Genomic DNA, 23,419 nt, shown 5'->3' on the forward strand with positions numbered 1-23,419 from the left:
GCGGGAATGAGGGTACCGGGCCGGCCGCGCTAGCGCCGGGCCCGGCCGTTGGACCCGGCGTGGGCGCCGGGCTCGTCATCGTGCTCGCCCGCGGCGATCGCGGCAAGGGCGGCAACCAGCGTGTCGGGGTGGTCCAGCCCCTGCTTCATCAGGCGGCCGACCTTGAACTTCACCGTGGTCTTCGCGGGGACCTCGACCCGTTCCAGGGTCTTGGGGTTCTGCGCGGTGCGCGGGGCCCGGCGTTTGATCTCGAAGACCCCGAAGTCGCGGAACTCGAGCCGGTTGCCCTTGCCCAACTCGATCATGACCTGCTCGAGGAACTTCTGGACCGTCTCCTTCACAATCGCCCGCTTCTGGCCGGTGGCCGCGGAGATCCGGTCGATCAGGTCTTTTTTGGTGATGGTCGCCATGGTCAACGTTTCCACGGATCCTCCTCGTAGGGAGGGATCCCTTTGCGAATACGGGTGAAGGCCGCCGCCTCGATCGGTTTGAGTTGCCGAGCGGGGAAACGCCTCCTTCGCGCTGCGCCCGCCCACGAGCAGGCACCGAAACTGATCCGCGACGCTCTCGATTCCGGAGAACTCCGGCCACGAGGACCCGGCTGGTGAGCAACCGGGATCGTGGCAGTATCCCGACTCTCCAACGTTCGGTCAATGCCCAACTTGCGATCGTTGGGCGCCCACGGAATTGACCGCCCGTGTGGGGGAGAGTGGTGAATAGGCTGTGGGTATCCCCCCGATTCAGGCGGGGCCTGTCAAGATAGGCAACCTAGGGTAGCCCGACCGCTCCTAGAAGCGGATCACCACGCTGCCGAACAGACCCGCCAGGCTCCCGTTGTACTGGAACTCCGACGGTTCATCGCCGTCGCTGACCCAGAAGAGCAACTGCCGCCAGCCGAACTGCAGGCCGACGTTCTCCGCCGGGTACCAGTTAAACATCAGGGCCAGGTCGAACGAGGCGCTGGTCGTGTCGCCCCAGGCCATGCCGCCGCCGGAAAGTTGAATGTTGATGCCAAAGTCCCGCGCAAAGAGCGCCTCGGCGCGGAGCGCGGCGATGGGCTGGACGAACGTCTGCCCATCGCTCGATGAGCCCCCGCCCGCCTCGTTCGACACCACCGACACGCTGGTGTCCATCACCTCCACCCCGCCGAGAAGGAAGAGCGACACCACCGAGTCCATCGCCCCTTCGGGCGGCTTGGAGTGCCGCTTGAAGTCGTACGCGCAGATGCGGCCGCCGGCGAGCAACTGGTAGTCGGCGAAGTCCAGGGAGGTCCCCAGCGAATCCCCCGCGTTGAACACCAGGTCGCCGATCTGGAACCCGCTGGTCGCCGTGGCGTTGGGCTGGTTGATCGAGTACGCCGCCCCGCCGAAGCCGAACCGCCAGTGGTCCAGCGCGACCTCGATGGTCCCCGCGGGGGAGAGGCGGGGGTCATCGAGCCCCAGGTCCGAGACGCTGACCTCGGCGGACCCGCCGGGGAGCTTGATATCCCCCGCCGCGCCCACCCACCAGGCGATCGGCGTGACCTTGACCGCCCACGCGGGCATGAGCGAGCGGAGCGGGTCGGAGTCGTTGGGGTCGCCGTCGGGCACCTCGCGCGCCGGGGAAGCCGGGGCGACGGCCGCTGCGGGGGCCTCGTGCTCTGCGGGATCGGGGACCTGCGCCGGCGCAGCGCCCGCGGCCAGGAGGATCGCCGCGAGACACGCGGCGGGAGCAGCGGCAGGGCAAGGCATCATCTTCATGGACACGCTCTCCGGCGCTGGCGGTAGGGGTCAGCCGTGCAGAGAATACCGGAACCGTCGCCGGAGCGACGCCCCCGGGCAAGGAGCGAGCGTGCACGAACAGGGAGCCGATCAGCCGAGCGCTCCCGGATCGGGCGTCACGCTCGCGCCGGGGGTGAGCGTCCCGGGCGACGCCGTGCGGTTCGCCTTCTCGCGCAGCGGCGGGCCTGGCGGACAGAACGTCAACAAAGTCGCGACCAAGGCGGAACTGCGCATCGCGTTGGGCGTGCTGTCGATCTCTCCATCGGCCCGGCACCGCCTGATCGCGCTCGCGGGCCGCCGCCTGACCGATGCGGGCGACCTGGTGATCGTCAGCGAGAGCGAGCGGAGCCAGGGGCGCAACCGCGATGAGTGCCTGTCGAAACTCCGCGACCTGCTGGTCCGCGCCATGGCCGAGCCCAAGGTGCGCCGCCGCACCCGGCCGACCAAGGGCTCCAAGGAGCGGCGTCTGCGCGAGAAGAAGGCGCGGGGGGAGATCAAGAAGAGAAGACAGGGGGGGTAGCCCCCTGCGTACGCGCGGCCCCGTCAGCACCCGCTGGACAGCCCCGCAAGCCACTCGTTGATAAATACCGCGATGTCGGACGGCTCGACGACGCCGTTTCCGTCGAAGTCCCCGGCGAGTGTGCCCTGGGAGAGGGAGATCAGCCACGTGTTGATGAAGATTGCAACGTCGGTGGGATCGATCGTTCCGGTGCAATCTACATCGGCGCGGCAGACCAGGATCGACGCCGGATCGCTTGTCGCCTGACCGCAGTCGGTGAGGATCTCGGCGGTGTAGGTGCCGTTGTCCGCGGAAACAAGGTTGTCGATCGAGAGCGTACTGCCGGCTTGTGTGCTGGTGATGGAGAGACGCGGATCGCCGGTGTTGACCGGGTCGCCGTTATGGAACCACTGGTACGTCACGCCGGCGTATGCGGCAGCGGGTGTCACCGTGAACGAGGCGGTCGAGACACCGCCACAGACCCGTCCGATCGACTGGGGCTGGCCGGCGATCCATGGCTCCTTGGTGTCGGTCCATCGTGCAAAGTACGAGTTAGGAAGCCCGCCGGCGGATTGGAACTGCCCGCCAACGACAATGTCGCCGTTGGGAAGCGTCTCGACGGCATTGACACCCGATCCAACGCCTGGAATGGCCGTCCACGAAGAGCCATTCCAGCGGGCGACCCGCTGCGTGGCGCCACCGAGTGTGAATGTGCCGCCGGCTACCAGATCGCCGTTGGGCTGGACGGCGATGGATTTCACGCTGCCCGAGGGAAGACCGCCACCAATCGGCGACCACGAGGAACCGTCCCACCGTGCGATGTTGAGCGCGGTGACGCCGCCTGCTGTGCCAAACAGGCCACCCGCTATGAGGTCGCCGTTCAGCGCAACCGCAAGAGCTGTGACATCCTGCCCGATCACCCCGCTGCCAAGGGCGTGCCACGCGACGCCGTCCCAGCGTGCAATTCGGGCAACAGGGACACCGCCCGCCATGGAGAACTGCCCGCCGGCGACGACATCCCCGTTGGGCATGACCGCGAGCGCGAAGACCGGGAAGTTCATCCCTGTGCCCAGCGTCGACCATGCGGTGCCGTTCCATCTCGCGATATAGCTCGCGGGGGCTCCACCGGCGAAGGAGAACTCGCCGCCCGCGATCACATCGCCGTTTGGCATGATTGCGGTGGCCCAGACCGTGTTGCTAAGCCCGGCGCCAAGCGGACTCCATGCGGTCCCATTCCATCGCGCGATGCGCAGCGCCGGCACCCCCCCCGCCGCTATGAATCCCCCCGCCGCGAGAACGTCGCCGCCGGGTAATCGCTTCAGCGACAGCACGGCGCCGCTCGTGCCCCCCGCCATCGGCTCGAACGCGGCTCCGTTCCATCGCACGACGCAGTATGTGACGACTCCGCCAGCCACCTCAAAGAGCCCGCCAAGTACAATGCTGTTGTCGGGGAGAGCGAGCAAGGAGTACACCGAGTTATCCAGGCCGTTGCCGATCACTTGCCACCCCGATCCGTGCCACTGCCGCACCACATTTCCACCAAGCACGAGCCCGCCATCAGCGAGCGCTGCGATAACCCGCACGTCGGTCGAAGAGACATATCCGAGCGACTGCCACGCCGAGCCATTCCAGATGGCTACACGGCTTCCGTCTTGTGTAAAGGATCCGCCGGCAACCACACTGCCGTTGGGCCGCACCGCGATGGTGCGCACGGTGTCGCTCAGTCCGCCCCCCATCGGGCTCCACGCGCTCCCGTTCCACCGTGCAACGTTCGAGGCAGGTATCCCTCCGCCAACCGTGCCGAACGAGCCACCGGCGTACAACGTGCCGCCTGAATCAGCTTCGAGTGCGTAGACCGTGCCGCCGACTCCGCTGCCAAGCGGGCTCCACGCCGTACCGTTCCAGCGGGCAATCTTACTGACGCTATCACTGCCCGACATTGTGAATGCGCCCCCTGCAACGACATCTCCGTTTGGAAGTGCCGCCAGCGCGAATACAGCCGCATCCAGCCCGGAGCCCATGGCGCTCCATTGCGTGCCATCCCATCGCGCCACGCGCAGCGCCAGATTGCCGCCCGCAAGCGAGAAGCTCCCGCCGGCAATCAGGTCGCCATTGGGGAGGACCGCAAGTGCGTTGACGGTCCCCGACAACCCAGATCCAAGGGGGCTCCACGCCGTGCCGTTCCAGCGAGAGATGAAGGCCCCCGCCGCGACGTTGAAGGTTCCCGCGGCGATGATGTCGCCGTTCGGGAGTGCCGCCAGGGCGTTGACCTGCGTGCTGAGACCCGGCCCCAACTGGCTCCATCGCGAGCCATCCCACCGGGCGACCCGAGGGGCCGGAAGCCCCCCGGCCTCCGAGAAATCACCGGCAACGATGACGTCGCCGTTGGGCAACTGGATCGCCGCGTACACATTTCCGTTCACACCGGGACGCCCCTCCCCGATCAGCCACTGCGGGCCGCAGGTCTGTGCGTGGGCCAACGAGACCGTGGCGACGATCGCAACCATGAACCCAAATATCGAGAGAAGCGAGTTTTTTGGCTGGAACACCGTGAGCCTCCTTGGTGAAAGCAGGAGCACGCAAACCGTACAGCGCAAGCCTAGCACATGCTGAGTTGCGTGAGAATACCCCCATATAACAACCTTGCTAGCGTTTTCTGCGTACACACACCAACCGGCGTGGGTCGCGGCCTACCGCCAAAGGATCCCGTGCCGCCGGGAGCCGCAACAGCGGTCCCGTACCCATGGGCGAACGATCGCCGGCGCGCGCACAAACGCGTCCGCGCGGGGACGCGAGAACCGCGCAACCAGCCGCGGAGGGAGTGGTTACGAAATCTCAGGATTCCCCGGGATCACGGCGCCCGCGTACTCGCGGTGTGCGCACAAATGCGCGCGCGTGGCGAGTTCGCCGCACGCATAGAGAGCGCAGGGTGCCTACAAGCCGAAGGCCTGGACGCACGTAGCCGGTGGTGGAGCGGCCCGCAGGGCACGCGATACCACCGGACCCCGACCGCTTGGCTTGTGCAGCCCGAAGGGCTGCGATCAAACGGGCAGCGATGTTGCCAAAGCCACGTGCAGACCTTCGGCCTGCAGAATCCAACCGAACGCTTCCTGGGGTGTCGGACGACACCCCAGGCTACTCACGACCAGGCCTTCGGCCTGAGCACACCGTGTGCCGCGGCGCCGCTACTCCCACGCCAAGCGATCGTCCCATTGCACCCCATACTTGCGGAGGAACGCGCGGACTTCATCTTTGAAATCGACGCCGGCATGGTGGGCCCTCTGGCCCGCGATGTACGCCTTGAGCGCCTCCACGCCGGACTCTCCGATCGAAAACGCAAAGTACCCCGATTGCCACGCGAAGCCCGCGCACTCCGGGCGACGGTGCAGCCACCGCGAGGAATCTCGCTTGATGTTGAGCATCAGGTCCGACAGGGCAACGGTCTTCGCGAGGCTCACCAGCAGGTGAACGTGGTCCGCCACACCGCCGATCGCAAGCAGCGGTGAATCCGTGAATCCATGTTGCGGCAGATGCCGCCGATGTAGGCGTGCAGATCGGACTCGGCCGACTCCGGGATGGCCGGGACGCGACCGTGCGTGGAAAACGTCGCATGAATGAAATCCGCGTCAGCGTGGAGGCCATGCGACGGACGATACCACGGGATGCGCCGAGCCGATCCCTCGCCGCCCTTACCTCGCCCGCTCGCCGTACCAGATATCCAGCCCCTCGCGGGTGGTCAGCATCTTCCGGCCGCGAACCATGTAGCGCCCGAGCAGCCCGACCATCTCCAGCATCGAGTGGGACTCGAGCTTGCGGGCCGAGGTCACCACGGCGTGGGGGACGACCACGAAGCGCCCCCGCCGCCGCATTGCGGCGCTGAACTCCACCTCTTCACTGGCGAACAGGTCGTGGGCGAAGCCGCCGACCGCCTCGAACTCCTCGCGGCGGGCGTACACGAAGCACCCCGCGGCGATCGAGCGGAACCTGGCGATCAGGTTCCACGCCCCCATGAAGCACCGCGCCGCCAGACCCAGGCTGGTGTCCATCCGCACCACCGCGCCCCCGCCCACGGCCCCGCCCGCGAGCGCCGCGAGCGCGGCCCGCAGCACCGCCTCGTTGATCCGTGTGTCGGCGTCGACGAAGACCAGTGTTCCGCCCCGGGCCGCCGCGGCGCCGGCGTTGCGGACGCGGGCGATTTGCCGGAGTTTCACGCCGACAACGGTCGCGTCGTGCGAGCGTGCGATCGATGCGGTGGCGTCGGTGGAGTCGTCGTCGACGACGATGGTCTCGAAATCCACGCCGCAGGCCCGAGCCGCCTCGCTGATGGCCGCGAGCGTGCCCGCCAGGAACCGCGCCTCGTTGTGCGCGGGGATGATGAACGAGACAAGGGACGGGACGGGCGGGCCGCGACCGACAGCCGTCGCTGCGGGAGCAGCGATCGCGGGGTTGGCGGCGTTCGCATCGGTCCTGTTCATGAGTTGCCGCGCGACTATCTCAGGGCCGGTCACCCGCGTGCCCGCGAGCGACTGCTGAGCCGCACTCGGGGCATTCGCTTCCCCCTCCGCCACGGAGATCGTACCCACAGCCCTGACATTCGTACGACGCTCGACGCCACTGTCGCCGCTTCCAGATCCACAGGAGCGTACAGCCCACGAGCGGTATCCAATATGGGCAACTCACGTACGCGCCACCCGCACGAATCGCTACAAGCGGCATGAGCCCCGGCCTGCGAAATTCCAGCGCCAGCCAGCAATGGAACCTATCTACTTCGGTGGATCGTGGCCAACCCGAAGTGTCGACCCAAATCACACCAAGCTGCCCATTCATCATGGTAACTTGCACTACCACGGGCGATGTCGCCTTGATCCGGCACGATGCAGAACATTGAACAAACAGACTTAGAAATGACATAACCGCCACGACCACCAGGGCCGCTGTCGCCAGGCGTGTGCTGCCACGCTTCTTCATCGATCAATCCGCCACCGGGCGTCGCTAAGCCCTGAACGCCGCCGCCACCTTCGCCAGCGACCGCTCGACGATCCGGAAGTGGTCGTCGGTCAGGTTGTGGTGCATCGGCAGCGCGAAGACGCGGGAGGCGAGAGCGTCGGCCACCGGGGGGTGCTCGGTGACGAGGGTCTTGAACGCGGGCTGGCGGGTGAGCGGGCGCGGGTAGTGGACGGCCGTGGGCACGCCCTCGGCGGCGAGCGCCTTGATGAAGCCGTCGCGCGTGCAGGTGAACTTCGCCGGGTCCATCTGGACCACGTAGAGGTGGAAGACGCTGGTGCCGCCGGCGGTGGTGCGCGGGGCCTTGAGGCCGGGGATGGCGCCGATGATCGCGTCGTACCGCGCGGCGTGGGCCTGCCGCTGGGCCGTCTCGGCCTCCAGGCGGTCCAGGCGCGAGCAGCCGATGGCGCCCGTGATGTCGTTCATCCGGTAGTTGTACCCGACGCTCTCGTGCAGGTACTTGTCCGTCTCGCCGTGGGATCGCAGCAGGCGGATGGAGCGGGCGAGCGCATCGTCGTTGCACGTCACCATGCCGCCCTCGCCGGTGGCGAAGTTCTTGGTGGCGTAGAACGAGTAGGTCACCGCATCGCCGAAGGCGCCGATGCCCTTGCCCTTGTACGTCGCCAGGTGCGCCTGCGCCGCGTCGTAGATCACCCGCAGCCCGTGCTTGGACGCCAGGCCCTGCACCGCGTCGATGTCGACGGGGCAGCCGTACAGGTGCGTCGCGGCGATGGCGGTGGTCTTGGGCGTGAGCTTCTTCGCCGCGTCCGCCACGTCGATCTGGTAGGTCTCCGGGTCCGCATCGACGAAGATCGGGCGCGCCCCGCGGGCGACCACCATCGACACCGTCGCGATGTACGACCACGCGGGGACCAGCACATCGTCCCCCGCCTTGAACAGCGGCTCGTACGCCAGCTGCAGCGCGACCGTGCCGTTGGCGCAGGTCATGCCGTGCTTCGCCCCGGAGATCGCGGCGAACCGCTGCTCCAGTTCCTCGCACTTCTTCGCGGCCCGCAGCATGCCGGACTTGAGCACTACGATCGCCGCGTTCACGTCCGCTTCGGCCAGGCCGGGGGACATGAATGGCACCGGCGTCGCCGACACGGCCGTCCCGCCCTGCATGGCCAACTTCTCGGCGGGAACGCTGACCTCAACAGGCTGACGCGGGGCGACGGTCTGGCTGTGCATGGCAATCGGCTCCGGTGACGACCCGCGCACGACCCAAACACAGGTCTATCAGGGGCGCGGCCGCGAATCCGCAGAGCATAGCCCACCCGCCGAGTTTGGACAGGTCGATCGCTCGCGCGTCGGCACGCCAAGCCCCTTGTTTAGGGGCTTGGCCGAGCAGGGCGCAGGGTCCGGATAATCGATTACGCCGCGAGCCGGTCCGGCCCGTCGGCCGGGAAGGTCGAGGCGAGGGTCAGCCGCGTGCGTGCCTGGTCCTGGGCGATCTTCTCCCCGAGCGTCCTCGACATGACCGCCAACTCGGCAGACACGCGCTGCGCGGCTGACATCTGGCGGGCCAAGTCGTTGACCAGCGGACGGGCCCGGTCGATGCCGCAGTTGGCCCGCGCGACCAGGTCGGCGAGTGTGCCGGTGCGCGGTCCGGGTGTGGATGCAACAGGGGCCTCGTGGGGGGGGAGCCCCCCCTCCTCCCCCTCGAACCCCGTCCCTTCGATGAGCCGCTCGGCCCGGGTGCACAGGCAATCCAGCCGATCGGCGAGCGTCTGCGCCCACACGGCGATCCGCTCGATGCGGGCCTCGGCCATCGCCGCGTGCTCTTCGACGGCCGAGATCGCGGAGGCGCAGCGGTGGGAAATGGCCTCATGGAGTTCGGCAACCTCCGCCCCTCTTGTCGCGCGGCGGCGCGTGGAGGCGGGCTTGGCGGGAACCTCGACCGTGCGGGCGGCGGATCTGGTGCGGCGGGTCATCGGTGATCTCCGTGCTGGAGTGACGAGGGCCCCAAGCGGGACTACGAGGGTGGGATCGTCCGAAAACCGGGACGGATTGAGCATCGGGGCGGATTTTCCGGAACAACCGGCACGCGCCGCCCCCGGAATACGGGGCCGATGGGCCGGGGTCGAACCGAGGGCGACCCGCCACGGCGCGGCCTATGGCACCGGTTTCGCTTCGCCCTCGCGCCCCTGGGCGTGAACTCGCCGGGCGCCGCGAGCGAACAGTCAGGAACGCACATGGGGTCCATCCACACGCCACAGGAACTACGATCACCTATGAACACCCGAACAGTCACTCGCCTGGCCGCCCTGCTGATCTCGCTCGCCGGCGCTGCGCCGATCGTGGCCCAGCCCACGGGCGACCCGGCCGGCGCCGACCCCGCCGCGACCATGGACGAGCGCCCGCTGTGGGAATCGCAGGTCGCCATCTTCGGCGGCGTCAAGGCGGACACCAAGCCCAGCAAGGACTCGGTGATGAAGTTCAGCGTGCCGACCGAGGTGCGTGAACTCAACGCGACAATCGGCAAGACCGTGAAGGCGGGGGATGTGCTGGTGCGCGGGCGCGACGCCGACGTGCTCGCCGCGATGGAGACCCAGCGGTTCCAGGTGACCAACGACGCCGAGGTGCGGGCCCAGGCGGCGCTGCTGGAGCGGGCCGAGTTCCGCTACGAGCGCGGCGTCAAGACCGGCACCCTCGCCGAGACGGAACTCAAAGACCTGGAGATCGAGAAGAAGACCGCGGCGATCCAGCTCGAGGCCGCGAGGATCAGGCTGGAGACGGAGCGGTACAAACTCAAGTATTACGAGGGCCAGTACGAGCGCTACCGGCTGGAGGCCCCCTTCGACGGCGTGATCTCCGAGGTCAACGTGGAACTGGGCCAGGGCGTCAACGACCAGGCGCCGGTGGTGCGGATCGTCGACGTCGACACCCTCTACCTCGATGCCTACCCCGGCACCGAGGAGACGATGAACCGCGGGCTCAAGCCCAGCTCACCCGCGTGGGTGCTGATGAAACTCCCGGGCGGGCCCCGCCTGGTTGAGGGGCGAGTGATCAACGTCAACCCGGTCGCCGACTCGGTGAGCCGGACGCGGCAGGTGCGCGTCGAGATCGCGAACCCCGAGCGGTGGCCGTCGGGCACGCCCGCGATGGTCCGCTTCGCCCCGCCCCCCAGCGGGCCATGGGACGCGGCACGACCCGTGCCGGGCAGCGGGAGGGCCAGCCGGTGATCGACCTGAGCAACCTCAAGGCCCCCGGGTGGGGCAAGGTCGTCGCCGACCTGTCCGCGGCGGCGCACGACGACAAGTCGTACATGGACCGCCTGATGGGCATCCTCGCGCAGGTCTCCGCCGCGAGGCAGGCTGTGTTGTGGATCCCGGATCGGCGCGAAGAGGGCGGCGAGGTCGAGCCCCGCGCGGCCTCGATCTGGCCGCCGGTCCAGGCGCAGCCGGGGGCCGGGCCGATGGACGGGCCCACACCCGAGCAGATCGAGCAGCTCGCCGACGCCAAGTCCGCGGCCAGGGGCGGGATGACCACCGCCCACGCCCGCGCGTACGGACTTGATGCACAGAACACCCCCTACTACGACGCCGCGCCGACGCAGGGCTACGTCCTGGCGATCCCGCTCCCCGGCGGCGGCCTGGGCGCCGGGCAGACGGCGGTCGTCACGCTGCTCATCGAGTCGCGATCCAAGGACGCGCTGCGCAGCACCCTGGCGATGGCCGAGGTGCTGGCCGGCTACGTGCACGGGCACAGCACCCGCCAGGCCCTGAAGCGGACCCAGCACGCCTCGCTCGCCCTCGACCTGGCGACGAAACTCATCGCCTCGGTCAACACCGCCCCCAACTTCAAGGGCGCGGCGATGACCCTGTGCAACGACCTGGCCAAGCAGTTCAGCGTCGACCGCGTGGCGCTCGGGTGGGTCCGCGGGTCGGGCACCGACGGCGACTCGATCCGCGTCGAGTCGATCAGCGACACCGAGCACTTCGACCGCCGCATGGCGATGGTCGAGAAGCTCAAGCTCGCGATGGAGGAGTGCTTCGACCAGTCCCAGCCGGTGATGTACCCCCCGCCGCCGTCCGAGGGCAGCGGGGGCGACGTGCTCCTGTCACAGGCGATCGTGCACGCGCACCGCGAACTGGTGGCGGCGGATGCGGGCCTCAAGGTCTGCTCGCTGCCGCTGCGGATCGACGAGCGCGTCGTCGGCGTGGTGACGCTGGAGTCCAAGGGGCAGGGGCAGATCGACCTGGCGTCGATCGAACTGGTGCAGGCGGCGCTGGACCTGGTGGCCCCGGTGCTGCGGGTCCGCCGCAGCGACGACCGCAACCTCGCCCTCCGCGCCAAGGACTCGATGGTCAAGGCCGCCGCGTGGGCCGTGGGCCCGAAGCACACGGTGTGGAAGGCCATCGGCGTGACGGTGGCGGCGGCGCTGCTGTTCGTGACGTTCTTCACGATGACCTACCGCGTCGGGTGCGATGCGGTCTTCGAGCCGCGGATCCGCCGCGTCGTGTCCGCGCCGATGGAGGGAGTGCTGCTCGAACTGGGCAAGGACCGCGAGGGGCACTACATCGAGCCGGGACGCCTCGTGAAGAAGGGCGATCTGCTCGTGCAGATGGACGACAAGCCCTGGCGCCTCAGCGCCGCCGAGGCCCGGGCCAAGATGCACCAGGCGGAACTGCTCGCGAGCGCCGCCCGCAAGGAGGACGACCGCGGCAAGGTCGAGCAGGCCGACGCCCAATACCTCCAGGCCAAGGCCGAACTGGATGTGTACGAGTACAAGATCTCCCAGTCGCGGATCACCTCGCCCATCGACGGCGTGATCCTCGCCGGGCGGCTCGAGGACCGGATCGGCTCCTCGGTGAAACTCGGCGACGCCCTCATCGAGGTCTCGCCGATGGACGACATGCTCGTCGTCGCCAAGGTGGACGAACGCGACATCGCCCTGGTCACCCGCGCCATGGAGGGCGGTAAGGGCAAGGGCGTGCTGGCGAGCAAGGCCCGGCCCAACGAGTCGTTCGACTTCACCGTCGAGCGCATCGTGCCGCTGGCCGAGGCCAAGGAGGGCAAGAACACCTTCGCGGTCTACGCCAAGCTCGACGGCCGCCCCGCCGCGTGGATGCGGCCCGGCATGGAGGCCCGTACGCGGTTCGACACCGAGAAGCGGTCGCTGCTGTGGATCGGCACGCGCCGGATCATCGAGACCGTGCAGCTGTGGTTCTGGTAGCCCCCTCCTCCTCCTCCCCTGTCCTGCACCCCTCTGACCGCAACGCCCAGCCCGATCGGCCAAGGTGACCATGTCCGAGCGACCGACATTCAGCCCCTTCTGGCACCGCGTGCGGACGATGAAGCCGCGTCTGCGCCCCCACGTGCAGATCACCCGCCAGCGCTACCGCGGGCGGCGCTGGCACGTCGTGCACGACCCCGCTTCCAACCAGTTCTACCGCCTCAACCCCATCGCGCACGAGTTCGTCGGCATGCTCGACGGCAGCCACGACGTCGAGACGGCGTGGAAGGCGGCGCTGCAGAAGTTCGGCGATTCGGCCCCGACGCAGAACGAGGTCATCTCGCTCATCAGCCAGCTCTACTCCGCCAACCTGCTCACCGCCGATGTGCCCCCCGAGACCGAGCAGCTACTCAAGCGCGGCAAGGACCGCCTGAAGCGCAAGATCCAGCAGCAGCTCATCGGGATCATGTACTTCAAGATCCCGGTGTTCAATCCCGACCGCATGCTCACCGCGCTCGAGCCGGTGTTCCGCCCGATCCTCAACCGCTGGGGGTTCCTCGCCTGGTGCCTGGTCCTGTTCGCCGCGCTCTGGCAGGTGGTCATCCCCCGCTGGGGCGATCTCACCGCCGGCTTTGACGCCCTCGCCGGCGGCCGCAACCCCGGCGCGTGGGCGTGGCTCGCGGCGGTGTGGGTGGTTACCAAGGTCATCCACGAGATGGGGCACGGCCTGTTGTGCAAGCGGTTCGGCGGGCAGGTCCCCGAGTTCGGCTTCATGCTGCTGGTGCTCTTCCCCTCGCCCTACGTCGACGCCTCGGCGTGCTGGGCCTTCCCCAGCAAGTGGCAGCGGGTGGCGGTCGGCGCCGGGGGCATGCTCTTCGAGCTCTTCATCGCCAGCATCGCCGCGTTCGTCTGGGCCCAGACCGACGACGCGACGATCCGGCAGATCGCCTACAGCGCGATGCTCACGGCGAGCGTTTCGACCGTCCTGTTCAACGCCAACCCTCTGATGCGCTTCGACGGCTACTACATCCTCGCCGACCTTGTGGAAGTCCCCAACCTCGCCCAGCGCTCCAACCAGATCCTCAAGCACCTGATCCAGAAGTACGTCTTCCGCATCGAGCGGCCCAGCGCCCTGATGCCCAGCCAGCTCCCCGGCGAGCGGGTCATCCTCGTCGTGTACGGCCTGCTGTCGATGGCCTACCGCATCTTCCTGTTCGTCTCCATCACCCTTTATGTGATGGGCAAGCTCTTCGCCATCGGCCTCGTCCTGGCCGTGTGGACCTCCGCCGCGTGGTTCATCATGCCCATCGGCTCGTTCGTCCACTGGCTCTCGAGCAACTCGTCGCTGGCCGAGCACCGCCTGCGCACGGTCGTCATCAGCCTGCTTCTCATCGCGGCCGGGCTGATCGGCATCGGGGTGATCCCCTGGCCCGACCACCGCCGCAGCTACGGCGTGCTGCAGTCGCTCAACCGCTCGGGGATCTATGTCGGCACCGACGGCTTCATCGTCGAGGCCCACCACCGCCCCGGCGACGAGGTCAAGGCGGGGGAGGCCATCGTCACGCTCCAGAGCCCCGAGCTGGTCCAGCAGCGCGCCAAGCTGCTCGCCATGATCGCCGAGACCCGCGTCGACGAGCGGCAGGCCTACAAGGAGGGCAAGCCCAGCGCCGCCCAGCTCGCCGACGACCGCCTCCGGGTCTACAGCGACAACCTCGAGGAGATCGACCGCCGCATCAGCGAACTGGTCGTCCGCGCCCCGCACGACGGCGTGATCGTCTCCAACGACCCCACCCGCCTCGTCGGGGCCTTCGCGAAGCGCGGTCAGGCCATCTGCGAGGTCGTCGACACCAGCAAGATCCGCGTCGCCGCGATCGTCGAGCAGCCCGACGCCGACTGGCTCTTCGACCCGCAGCACACGCCGGTGGTCAAGATCAAGCGCTTCGCCATGACCGACTCGGTCATCCCCGCGACCCGCATCGAGCCGGTCCCCGCAGGGCGCGAGGAGCTCATCAGCGCCGCGCTGGGCTACTCCGGCGGCGGCGCCGTCGAGACCAACCCCGAGGACCGCTCCGGCCAGAGCGGCCGCCGCCCCACCTTCACCGTGCTCATCACCCCCGACATCCCGACGGGTGACCACGTGCAGTGGCTCTCACCCGGCGAGCGGGTCAAGATCCGCTACACCCTCCCGAGCAAGCCGTTGCTGGTGCAGTGGCTCGACAGGCTCTCGAAGACCATCCAGGGCCGCGTCGACGTCTAACCCCGGGGACCGTTGATCCATGTCGCAGGCGGTCACACGCTACAACGCGATCTTCGAGTCGGTGCGCAGCCGGCGCCGGCGCCCCGAGTCGCACAAGGGGCTGGACTCCTTCGCGGCGCACACCGCGATGGTGCTGCGCAACCGCCGCATCTCCCTCTCGTTCCTGCGACGCCAGGCCGAGGCGATCGACCGCCTCGAGCCGGCGATGCGCCACCACTCCGAGGCCGCGCTCGACGACCGCCTCCGCACCCTCCGCGAGGTCTTCGTCCGCGGCCGGCAGGACGACGAGACCCTCCACCACGCCTTCGCCGCGGCCCGCGAGGTCGGCCGGCGCGAGACGGGCGAGGAGGCGTACATCGTCCAGCTCATGGGCGCCTTGGCCCTGTACCACGGCCGCATCATCGAGATGCTCACCGGCGAGGGCAAGACGCTCACCGGCTCGCTCGCCGCGCCCCTCATCGCCTGGCGGCACCGCTACCTGCACATCTTCACCGTGAACGACTACCTCGCCCAGCGCGACGCCGAATCGCGCCGGAAGATCTACCGGCGCTGCGGCTGCGAAGTCGGGGCGATCCACCAGAACCTCGAGCCCGAGGCCCGCTTCGGCATCTATGCGCGCCCGATCGTCTACGGCACCCCCAAGCAGATCACCGCCGACTGGCTCCGCGACCAGCTCCGCATGGGCCCGATGACCTCGGCCTGGGCGGGCCGGCGCGCCATGACCGCCGCCCCCTCCGCCGCCGGCGGGCCAATGATCCCCGGCCTGCGCGCCGCGATGGTCGACGAGGCCGATGCGGTGCTCATCGACGAGGGGGTCGTGCCGCTCATCATCGCCAGGGCCCGGCGCGAGGACGAGATGGCCCCGGTCTACAAGCAGGCCGCAGAGATCGCCCGCAGGCTCGACGAGGGGCCCGACTACAAGGTCGTCCACCTCCAGCGCCGGGCCGACCTCACCCGTCGCGGCCGCCACCGCGTCTCCGAGATGACTTTCAAGTTCGACGAGCCCATCTGGCGGGCCAGCCGGCGCGCCGAGGAGCTCGTCCGCCAGGCGCTCGTCGCCCGGCACTGCTACCTCAACGGACACCAGTACGCCGTCGTCGACGGGCGCGTCGTCATCGTCGACGAGTACACCGGCCGCTTCCTCCCCGATCGCTCGTGGGAGCATGGCCTGCACCAGGCCGTGGAAGCCAAAGAAGACCTCGACGTCACCGCCGACCGCGAGACCCTCGCCCGCGTCTCCTTCCAGCGATTTTTCCGCATGTACCCGACGCTCTCGGGCATGACCGGCACCGCCGCCGACGCCACCGGCGAGATGGAGCGCGTCTACTCCCGCCCCGTCACCGTCATCCCCACCAACCGCCCCCTCATCCGCGAGCGCTGGCCCACCCGCGTCTTCCGCACCAGCGAGGCCCGCTGGAACGCCGTCATCGAGTCGATCCGTGAACTCCACGCGGCGGGCCGGCCCATCCTCGCCGGAACCCGCTCCATCGAGGCGAGCGAGCACCTCTCCCGGCGCCTCACCGAGGCCGGCCTGGAGCACCGCGTGCTCAACGCCACCCACGACAAGGAAGAGGCGGACCTGATCCAGTTCGCGGGCGACTCCCGCGCGGGGGCCTCGGGCGCTCCCGCCATCACCGTGGCGACCAACATGGCCGGCCGCGGCACCGACATCAAACCCGATGCGCCCGCCATCAAGGCCGGCGGTCTGCACGTCATCCTCACCGAGATGCACTCAGCCAAGCGCATCGACCGCCAGTTCATCGGCCGCGCCGGCCGGCAGGGCGATCCGGGCTCGTCGCAGATGTTCGTCAGCCTCGAGGACGAGCTCGTCCGCCTGCACGCCCGGCCCTTCGCCGCGCGGCTGCGGGCCTCCGCCCGGCGGGAAGAACTCGCCGGCGCCCAGCTCCGCATCGCCCTCGCGATGTTTCGCCTCGCCCAGCGGGCGGGAGAGTCCCGCGGCCGGCGCAGCCGTGCCGAGGTGCTGCGGCAGGACGACTGGATCGACAAGAACCTGCCAGGCGGCTGACCGGGCGTGCACACCCGCCCGCACCCCCCGCCGTACGCTCATGGCGATGCCCATCGACGTGGCAACATGGCAGCGCCTGATGGGCGATGGGGCCCGCCGCCTCCGCGACCTCGCGGAAGCACACCCCCACGCCGACCCGGCCGGGGTCGCCCGCCTCCGGCGCGAGTTTGACGCCGACCTGGTCCGCTGCGCCCTGGAACTCGCCGAGGCCCGGCGACGGGCGGCATCCAAGTTCGGCGACCGCGCCCGCAAACTCGTTGCCGATCGCCCCGGCGTCGAGATGGCCAGTTCACGCTTGGCCGCCGGCCACAAAGCCGCCCGCTTCGCCGCCCTCTCGCCGCGGGCCTCACTCGCGGACCTGTGCTGCGGCATCGGCGGTGATGCGATGAGCCTGGCCGATGCGGGGCTCGACGTATTGGGCGTCGACATCGATCCGGCGCGGGCGTGGATGGCGGGGGTCAATGCGCCCTGCCGCTCCGTCGCGGCCGATGTGACCTCCGCCGCGTGGACCACCGACTTCTTCCACATCGACCCCGCCCGCCGCACGGCCGATGGCTCGCGCCGACTCTGGCGCCTCGAGGATCTCCAGCCCAGCCTCGACGCCATCATCCGACTCACCGAATCGCACCGCGCCGGGGCCGTCAAGCTCGGACCCGGCGTCGACGCCTCGGCGCTCCCGCCCGGAGAGGTCGAGTTCATCAGCGAGCACGGGCGCCTGACCCAGGCGGTCTTGTGGACCGGCGATCTCGCCATCGAGCACCGCCGCGCCACGCTCCTGCCGGACGGCGCCACGCTCACCGGCGCTCCGGGCATTCCGCCCGATGTGTCACTCGATCATGCGGTGCGATACGTTCACTCGATCGATCCGGCCCCGGAGCGGGCCGACCTGCTGCACCGGCTGTGCGAGCAGGTCGGCGCCCCGGTGCTCCACCCCAAGGTCGGCCTGATCGCGGCGGACTCCGCCATCAGCAGCCCGTGGCTCACGCCGTTCGAAGTGCTCGCCCGCATGCCCTGGATCGAGAGGCGCCTCACCGCGTGGTTCCGCGAACACGACGCCGGAATCGTCGAGGTGAAGACCCGCGCGGGCGTGGTCAATCCCGACGTGCTCCAGCCACGGCTCAGCGGCAGCGGCGCCGCGCCGTTCACGCTCTTTGTCCTGCGCATCGGGCGCCGCATCGAGGCGATCGTCACGCGCCGAGTGGACGCGGGTCCCGATGCCCAGCCCAATCACGTGGCCCGTCTACCATCCTCGCCATGACGCAGACCCCCACCGCCTACTGGGTGCTCGGCAACCTCGTCCGCATGCTGCGAACCGGGGAGCAGAGCGACGGCCGCTTCGCGATGTTTGAGATCTGGACCCCGCCAGACCCGGCCCTCGCACCCCCGCCGCACACCCACGCCAGGGGCGAGGAGTCGTTCTTCGTCGTCAGCGGCGAGATCGAGGTGCTCGCGGGCACATCGTGGTCCACGCTGGAGGCCGGAGGGTTCGCCAGCATCCGGCCCGGCACCGTGCACACGTTCCGGAACTGCGGCGACGGGCCCTCGCGGGTGATCGTCACCTTCAGCCCCGCGGGGCTGGAGCAGTTCTTCACCGACCCGGACGTCGGCATCCCGGTCTACGGGCTGATCGAGCACGAGTTCGCGCGACCGCCGAGCCTCGGGCACGACGCGATCAGCCGCGCGGTCGCCGCGATCCAGCGGTTCGACATGGCGCTCGCGGCGTCCTGACGCCGGGCGATCCGCTACTTGAGCAGCCGCTCGAGGAAGTGGATGTCCACGCCGCCCTCCTGGAACGCCGAGTTCTCCATCAGGCGCAGCTGCAGCGGGATCGTCGTCTTGATCGGCTCGATGCGGAACTCCCGCAGCGCCCGCGACATCCGCTGGAGGCACTGCCGACGGTCGTCCGCGGTCACGATCAGCTTGCCGATCATCGAGTCGTACGTCGGCGGCACGGTGTAGCCCGTGACCGCGTGCGTGTCCATCCGCACGCCCGGGCCGCCGGGCGGTTCGAACCGCGTCAGCAGACCGGGACTGGGGCGGAACCCCTTCTCCGGGTCCTCGGCGTTGATCCGGCACTCCATCGCGTGCCCGCGGAGGTGCACGTCCTTCTGGCGGAAACTGATGGGCTGGCCCGCGGCGATCTTGATCATCTCCTTGACGATGTCGATGCCGGTCACCTGCTCGGTCACCGGGTGCTCCACCTGCACCCGGGTGTTGACCTCGAGCATGTAGAAGTTCTGCTTCTCGTCCATCAGGAACTCGACGGTGGCCGCGCCCGCGTAGTCGGCGTCGCGGATCAGCCTCGCGGCGGCGGCGCACACGGCCTCACGCTTCTTGGGCTCCAGACCCGGGGCCGGCGCCTCCTCGATGAGCTTCTGGTGCCGCCGCTGGATCGAGCAGTCGCGCTCGTACAGGTGCACGGCGTTGCCGTGCTTGTCGCCCAACACCTGCACCTCGATGTGGCGTGCGCTCTCGAGGAACTTCTCGATGAACACGGCGCCGTTGCCGAAGGCGTTCTGCGCCTCCTGGCTGGCGTTCTTCAGGCTCGCCCGCAGCGTCGCCTCGTTGTGGCAGACGCGCATCCCGCGCCCGCCGCCCCCCGCCGAGGCCTTGATGATCACCGGGTAGCCGATCTTCGCGGCGACCGTGACCGCCTCCTCCTCGGTGTCGATCGCCCCGTCGCTCCCGGGGAAGATCGGGACCTTCGCCTCCTTCGCCGCCCGCTTGCACGACACCTTGTCGCCCAGCTTGCCCATCGCCTCGGGGCTGGGACCGATGAACTCGATCTTGCAGTCGCGGCAGACCTGGGCAAACTCCGCCCGCTCGCTCAGGAACCCGTACCCCGGGTGGATCGCGTCGACGTTGGCCACCTCCGCCGCGGAGATGATCCGCGAGACGTTGAGGTAGCTCTCCTTGGACGGGGCCGGGCCGATGCAGATCGCCTCGTCGGCCATCCGCAGGTACGGCGCGCCCGCGTCGGCCTTGGAGTACACGCACACCGTCTCAATGCCCAGCTCGCGGCAGGCGCGGATGATCCGGAGCGCGATCTCGCCACGATTTGCGATCAGGATTCGTGAGAACATGGGCGGTTCGGCGGACGGGCAATGGCTCGGGGCCGTGGCCAGGAGGAAAGGGAAAGCGGCCGGCGAACGCCGGCAACGCGCCGCAGCGGGAGCGACTAGCTCGGCCGCACCAGGAAGAGCTTCTGCCCGAACTCGACGGGCTTGCCGCTCTCCACGAGCACACGCTCGATCACGCCCGAGGTCTCGGCCTTGATCTCGTTGAACACCTTCATCGCCTCGATGAGGCACACCGTCGTGTCCGGCCCCACGCTCGATCCGACGCTCACGAACGCCGGCGAGTCCGGGTTCGCGGCGGTGTAGAAGGTCCCCACCATCGGAGACTCGACAGCCACGAGGCCGGCAGTGTCGGCCGGCTCGGCTCGCTCGGGGGCCGCCGCGCCGTTCTCCGATCCCTCCGCCGCGCCCGCGGCCGACGCGGGCGCGTAGCCCGGGGCCGCCATCGCCACCGCGCCGTGGTGCACCACCGGCGCCCCCGCGCCACCGCGCTTGATGGTGACGGTTTCCTGCTGGTCCTTGAGGTCGAGCTCGGCCAGATCGTTCTCGACCATCAACCGGACCAGTTCCTTGAGTTTTCGGATATCGATCATTCGTTGGCGTCCGTCACAGGGTGGCCCAGGCGAGGTCCTTGGGCAGCGTGCACAGGTTCCGCGCACCCTGGGGGGTGATCACGTAGTCGTCCTCGATCCGCACCCCACCGATCCCCGGCAGATAGATCCCCGGCTCCACCGTCACCACCATCCCCGGCTGAAGGACCGTCGATGACGTCATGTGCGACAGCCGCGGTTCCTCGTGCCCATCGAGCCCGAGCCCGTGCCCGAGCCCGTGCCCGAACTGCTCGCCGTACCCGTGGGCCGCGATGTGCTCGCGGGCCACCGCGTCCACCGCCGCGGTGGTCTTGCCCGGGGCCAGCGCCGCGGCCGACATCTGCTGGGCCTCCAGCACGATCTCGTAGATCTCGCGGATCTTCGGCGGCCACTTGCCCAGGGCGAACACCCGGGTCATGTCCGAGTGGTACCCCTGGTACACCGCGCCCCAGTCGATCAGCAGGCTCCGCCCCCGCAGCGTCCGCGCCTTCCCCGGCCGGTAGTGCGGCAGCGACCCGTTGGCGCCCGCCGCGACGATCGACTGGAACCCCGGCTCGCTGGAGCCGCGGCTCTTCATCTGCGCCTCGAGCGCCGCGGCAATCTCCAGTTCCGTCTGCCCGGGCTCGATCGTCGGAAGCACCGCCTTGATCGCCGCCTCCTGGATCTTCGCCGCGTGGGAGATCAGCCGGATCTCCTCGTCGTCCTTGATCAGCCGCTGCCCCGCGACGATCCCCGCGGTATCCACGATCCGGTTCGCCCCCACCGCCTTCGCGAATCCGGCGCGCTGCGCCACGGTCAGGTGCTCGCTCTGGATGCCGACCTTCGCGGCCCGGTCCGAGGCGAGCAGGTCCGCGATCGCTTCGCTCATGGCGCCCCGCCGGATCACCACGCTCGCCAGCCCCGCCTCCTCCACCGGCTCGAGCTCCTCCCGGTAGCGGAAGTCGCTCACCACCACCGGCTTGGCCGGGCCGACCAGCAGGTAGCTGTCGCCGCCGAGAAACCCGGTGAGGTAGCCGACGTCGCGCGGGCTTGTCACCAGCAGCCGGTCCACGCCCGCCTTCGCCACCAGCGCCTTGAGGCGCGACAACCGGCCGGCGTGCACGGACTTGGTCGATTTCATCGACGACGATCGTCTCACGCGCACTCGCACTCGCTTGCCGGACACAACCACTGCAGAAGAAGCGGCCATAGGGTGCTCATCATACCGGGATTCCGACCGCTCCGCGATCTCCTCCCCGCACCGGGGGATTCCCCCCGCGGCCCCGCCGGTGGTTTAGACTCGTGCACCGCGTGCCCACCCGCGGCCGCATCCATGCCTACCGCACTCGCGCCGCCGCGTCAGACCTCCGCTACCTCGCTGGCGCTCTGCGCCATTCCCGCCTCCCTCATCGGCGTGGCGATCGGGTATCCCGCCGTGGCCGCCATCGCCGCCGTCGCGTGGCCCTCATCGCGTGGCGGCGAGCCCGCACCCACCGCCTCCTCGCCGGCCCCCCTCTCGCTTGTGGCCGCGACCATCCTCTGGCCGCTCGTGATCGCCGTCCTCTCGACCCTGATCGCCCTGCCCGCGGCGTGGCTGCTCCGTGCCGGCTCCCGCCGGCGATCGCTGGCCGCGTTCGTTGCCGTCCCTCTGTTGCTCCCCAACTACCTCGCGTACGCCGGCTGGGGCCTCCTCCGCGCACCGATGACCTTCCTCGGCGACCTCCTCGCCACGCAGAGCCAGACGGTTCAGGTGGCGGTGAACAAGGCGATCGCGATCCTGGGGCTCTCGCTCTGGGCATGGCCGGTCGCCGCCCTGGTGCTCGCCGTCGGCGCCCGTCGCATCCCGCAGTCGCTGCTCGACTCGCTCTCGCTCGATGCCGCCGGCGCTCCGGCGCCGGTGCCGATGCTGCGGCGCTGGCTGGTGCTGCTCACGCTGCTTCGCCCTGCGCTGGCCTGGTCCGTGGCGCTGGTGACCCTGATCATGCTCGGCTCGCCGGTGCCGCTGCACCTGGCGCAGATCGAGACCTACTCCGTCGAGATCTGGCGGCGGCTCAGCCTGACGACGGATCTAGCGCCGGTCTGGGCCGCCTCCTGGCCCCTGGTTCTGGTCTCGCTTGCCGGTGTCGCTGCCCTCGTCTCTCGCCTCTCCCGCCCGACCGATCCAGGGGCCGACACGGAGATCACGGCGCCGCCCGCGCCCCCGCGCCGCTCGCTGCCGCTGCTCATCCTCGCCGCGGCAATCTGGGCACTCTCGATCATCGTCCCCTTCGTGCTGTTCCTGCTGGCCCTGCGCGACCCACCCCATTCCCCCACCCTCGCCTCGATGCTCCGCCTCAGCACCTCGTTCTGGCAGACCAGCGGCGACGCCGTCGTCTCCAGCCTCGGCGTCGGCGCGTGCACCGGGCTGCTTGCCCTGCTCCTGACCCTCTCCTCATGGGCGGCGCTCTCCCTCTCGCCCTCGCGGCTGATCCGCAGCGTCATGCTGGTGATGATCGCGTGCTCCCTCCTCGTGGCCCTGCTTCCGGGCGTCCTCGTCGGATCCGCCATCGCGGCCGCCTGGAACTCCCCCGCCACGCGCTTCGTCTCCGACACGCCGATCATCCTCGTCCTCGCCCACACCGCCCGCTTCGGGTTCATCCCCATGACCCTCGGTTGGTGGCTCGCCGCCCTGGAATCCCGCGCCGAACGCGATCTCCGCCGACCCGAGGGGGACTCCCTCCGAGCCTTCGTTCTCGCGCGTCTGCTTAATCCCGCGGCCGGCGGTCTCGCCGCGCTGGGCGGGGCCGTTGCCGTCGGCATCCTGAGCATCCACGAGATCGAGTCCACCATCATGGTCCTCCCCCCCGGCAACGCCAGCCTGTCGCAGCAGGTTCTGGAGTACCTTCATTACGCCCGGGACGAACGCCTCGCCGCGTGCGCCGTCAACCTGCTCGCGGTCGCCGTGGCGGCGGCCTACCTCAGCGCCCGCCTGATCGCCTCGACCGAGCCCACACCGGCCTCGGGTTTCTCCGGGACTGCAACGCCCCCGCACCCCTAGGGGTATTCCATTGG

Annotated in this window: 18 protein-coding genes; 8 read left to right on the top strand and 10 right to left on the bottom strand. The window is 69.4% G+C overall.

Features of this window, described 5'->3' with window-relative positions:
• Positions 1-29: 29 nt before the first annotated feature.
• On the bottom strand, positions 30-410 hold the full coding sequence (locus KF745_07645; GenBank protein ID MBX3358286.1) for an HU family DNA-binding protein: 381 nt from the start codon (positions 408-410) through the stop codon (positions 30-32).
• Between the two features lie 378 nt (positions 411-788).
• On the bottom strand, positions 789-1,739 hold the full coding sequence (locus KF745_07650; protein ID MBX3358287.1) for a hypothetical protein: 951 nt from the start codon (positions 1,737-1,739) through the stop codon (positions 789-791).
• A gap of 91 nt (positions 1,740-1,830) precedes the next feature.
• Between KF745_07650 and arfB the strand changes: the two genes are divergently transcribed.
• The gene (gene arfB / locus KF745_07655) at positions 1,831-2,280 is read left to right on the top strand and encodes an aminoacyl-tRNA hydrolase (GenBank protein MBX3358288.1); all 450 of its coding nucleotides are present in this window, start codon (positions 1,831-1,833) and stop codon (positions 2,278-2,280) included.
• Between the two features lie 23 nt (positions 2,281-2,303).
• Here arfB and KF745_07660 read toward each other — a convergent pair whose 3' ends face one another.
• The 5 genes from KF745_07660 to KF745_07680 form a co-directional block, all read right to left on the bottom strand.
• Positions 2,304-4,808: a hypothetical protein gene (locus KF745_07660; protein ID MBX3358289.1), complete on the bottom strand. Its 2,505-nt coding sequence runs from the start codon at positions 4,806-4,808 to the stop codon at positions 2,304-2,306.
• 636 nt (positions 4,809-5,444) lie between these two features.
• On the bottom strand, positions 5,445-5,741 hold the full coding sequence (locus KF745_07665; GenBank protein ID MBX3358290.1) for a transposase: 297 nt from the start codon (positions 5,739-5,741) through the stop codon (positions 5,445-5,447).
• Positions 5,742-5,948: 207 nt separating this feature from the next.
• Positions 5,949-6,734: a glycosyltransferase gene (locus KF745_07670; protein MBX3358291.1), complete on the bottom strand. Its 786-nt coding sequence runs from the start codon at positions 6,732-6,734 to the stop codon at positions 5,949-5,951.
• Positions 6,735-7,251: 517 nt separating this feature from the next.
• On the bottom strand, positions 7,252-8,451 hold the full coding sequence (locus KF745_07675) for a DegT/DnrJ/EryC1/StrS family aminotransferase (GenBank protein ID MBX3358292.1): 1,200 nt from the start codon (positions 8,449-8,451) through the stop codon (positions 7,252-7,254).
• A gap of 182 nt (positions 8,452-8,633) precedes the next feature.
• Positions 8,634-9,194 carry a hypothetical protein gene (locus KF745_07680; protein ID MBX3358293.1) on the bottom strand — a complete coding sequence of 187 codons (561 nt, stop codon included), beginning with the start codon at positions 9,192-9,194 and terminating at the stop codon, positions 8,634-8,636.
• A 300-nt stretch (positions 9,195-9,494) separates the two neighbouring features.
• Here KF745_07680 and KF745_07685 point away from each other — a divergent pair, with 300 nt between their 5' ends.
• From KF745_07685 to KF745_07710, 6 genes are all read left to right on the top strand, one after another.
• Positions 9,495-10,445, top strand: a complete 951-nt coding sequence (locus KF745_07685; GenBank protein MBX3358294.1) for an efflux RND transporter periplasmic adaptor subunit — start codon at positions 9,495-9,497, stop codon at positions 10,443-10,445.
• On the top strand, positions 10,397-12,439 hold the full coding sequence (locus KF745_07690) for an HlyD family efflux transporter periplasmic adaptor subunit (protein MBX3358295.1): 2,043 nt from the start codon (positions 10,397-10,399) through the stop codon (positions 12,437-12,439). Before KF745_07685 ends, KF745_07690 begins: the two co-directional genes overlap by 49 nt.
• Before the next feature lie 70 nt (positions 12,440-12,509).
• Entirely contained in the window at positions 12,510-14,696 is a 2,187-nt protein-coding gene (locus tag KF745_07695; protein MBX3358296.1) for a PqqD family peptide modification chaperone, read from the top strand.
• A gap of 19 nt (positions 14,697-14,715) precedes the next feature.
• Positions 14,716-16,722 (top strand): hypothetical protein, encoded by a 2,007-nt coding sequence (locus tag KF745_07700; GenBank protein ID MBX3358297.1) that lies wholly within the window; start codon positions 14,716-14,718, stop codon positions 16,720-16,722.
• A gap of 46 nt (positions 16,723-16,768) precedes the next feature.
• Entirely contained in the window at positions 16,769-17,980 is a 1,212-nt protein-coding gene (locus KF745_07705) for a hypothetical protein (protein MBX3358298.1), read from the top strand.
• The gene (locus KF745_07710; GenBank protein ID MBX3358299.1) at positions 17,977-18,450 is read left to right on the top strand and encodes a cupin domain-containing protein; all 474 of its coding nucleotides are present in this window, start codon (positions 17,977-17,979) and stop codon (positions 18,448-18,450) included. Before KF745_07705 ends, KF745_07710 begins: the two co-directional genes overlap by 4 nt.
• Before the next feature lie 14 nt (positions 18,451-18,464).
• Here the strand turns inward: KF745_07710 and accC are convergent, their stop codons facing one another.
• The 3 genes from accC to KF745_07725 all read right to left on the bottom strand — a co-directional run bounded on the left by accC (position 18,465) and on the right by KF745_07725 (position 21,509).
• On the bottom strand, positions 18,465-19,805 hold the full coding sequence (gene accC / locus KF745_07715) for an acetyl-CoA carboxylase biotin carboxylase subunit (GenBank protein MBX3358300.1): 1,341 nt from the start codon (positions 19,803-19,805) through the stop codon (positions 18,465-18,467).
• Positions 19,806-19,900: 95 nt separating this feature from the next.
• The gene (gene accB, locus KF745_07720) at positions 19,901-20,392 is read right to left on the bottom strand and encodes an acetyl-CoA carboxylase biotin carboxyl carrier protein (protein MBX3358301.1); all 492 of its coding nucleotides are present in this window, start codon (positions 20,390-20,392) and stop codon (positions 19,901-19,903) included.
• Between the two features lie 13 nt (positions 20,393-20,405).
• Positions 20,406-21,509 carry an aminopeptidase P family protein gene (locus KF745_07725; protein MBX3358302.1) on the bottom strand — a complete coding sequence of 368 codons (1,104 nt, stop codon included), beginning with the start codon at positions 21,507-21,509 and terminating at the stop codon, positions 20,406-20,408.
• Between the two features lie 192 nt (positions 21,510-21,701).
• Here KF745_07725 and KF745_07730 point away from each other — a divergent pair, with 192 nt between their 5' ends.
• Positions 21,702-23,405 (top strand): hypothetical protein, encoded by a 1,704-nt coding sequence (locus tag KF745_07730; protein ID MBX3358303.1) that lies wholly within the window; start codon positions 21,702-21,704, stop codon positions 23,403-23,405.
• The last annotated feature ends 14 nt before the right edge of the window (positions 23,406-23,419 follow it).

The organism is Phycisphaeraceae bacterium, from assembly GCA_019636655.1.
Lineage (GTDB): Bacteria > Planctomycetota > Phycisphaerae > Phycisphaerales > UBA1924 > JAHBXB01.

Bases quoted from the DNA above. Each gene is read 5' to 3' on its own strand.
- KF745_07645 (MBX3358286.1), bottom strand. From the start codon at position 410: ATGGCGACCATCACCAAAAAAGACCTGATCGACCGGATCTCCGCGGCC.
- KF745_07650 (MBX3358287.1), bottom strand. From the start codon at position 1,739: ATGAAGATGATGCCTTGCCCTGCCGCTGCTCCCGCCGCGTGTCTCGCG.
- KF745_07670 (MBX3358291.1), bottom strand. From the start codon at position 6,734: ATGAACAGGACCGATGCGAACGCCGCCAACCCCGCGATCGCTGCTCCC.
- KF745_07675 (MBX3358292.1), bottom strand. From the start codon at position 8,451: ATGCACAGCCAGACCGTCGCCCCGCGTCAGCCTGTTGAGGTCAGCGTT.
- KF745_07680 (MBX3358293.1), bottom strand. From the start codon at position 9,194: ATGACCCGCCGCACCAGATCCGCCGCCCGCACGGTCGAGGTTCCCGCC.
- KF745_07685 (MBX3358294.1), top strand. From the start codon at position 9,495: ATGAACACCCGAACAGTCACTCGCCTGGCCGCCCTGCTGATCTCGCTC.
- KF745_07690 (MBX3358295.1), top strand. From the start codon at position 10,397: ATGGGACGCGGCACGACCCGTGCCGGGCAGCGGGAGGGCCAGCCGGTG.
- KF745_07695 (MBX3358296.1), top strand. From the start codon at position 12,510: ATGTCCGAGCGACCGACATTCAGCCCCTTCTGGCACCGCGTGCGGACG.
- KF745_07700 (MBX3358297.1), top strand. From the start codon at position 14,716: ATGTCGCAGGCGGTCACACGCTACAACGCGATCTTCGAGTCGGTGCGC.
- KF745_07705 (MBX3358298.1), top strand. From the start codon at position 16,769: ATGCCCATCGACGTGGCAACATGGCAGCGCCTGATGGGCGATGGGGCC.
- KF745_07710 (MBX3358299.1), top strand. From the start codon at position 17,977: ATGACGCAGACCCCCACCGCCTACTGGGTGCTCGGCAACCTCGTCCGC.
- accC (MBX3358300.1), bottom strand. From the start codon at position 19,805: ATGTTCTCACGAATCCTGATCGCAAATCGTGGCGAGATCGCGCTCCGG.
- accB (MBX3358301.1), bottom strand. From the start codon at position 20,392: ATGATCGATATCCGAAAACTCAAGGAACTGGTCCGGTTGATGGTCGAG.
- KF745_07725 (MBX3358302.1), bottom strand. From the start codon at position 21,509: ATGAAATCGACCAAGTCCGTGCACGCCGGCCGGTTGTCGCGCCTCAAG.
- KF745_07730 (MBX3358303.1), top strand. From the start codon at position 21,702: ATGCCTACCGCACTCGCGCCGCCGCGTCAGACCTCCGCTACCTCGCTG.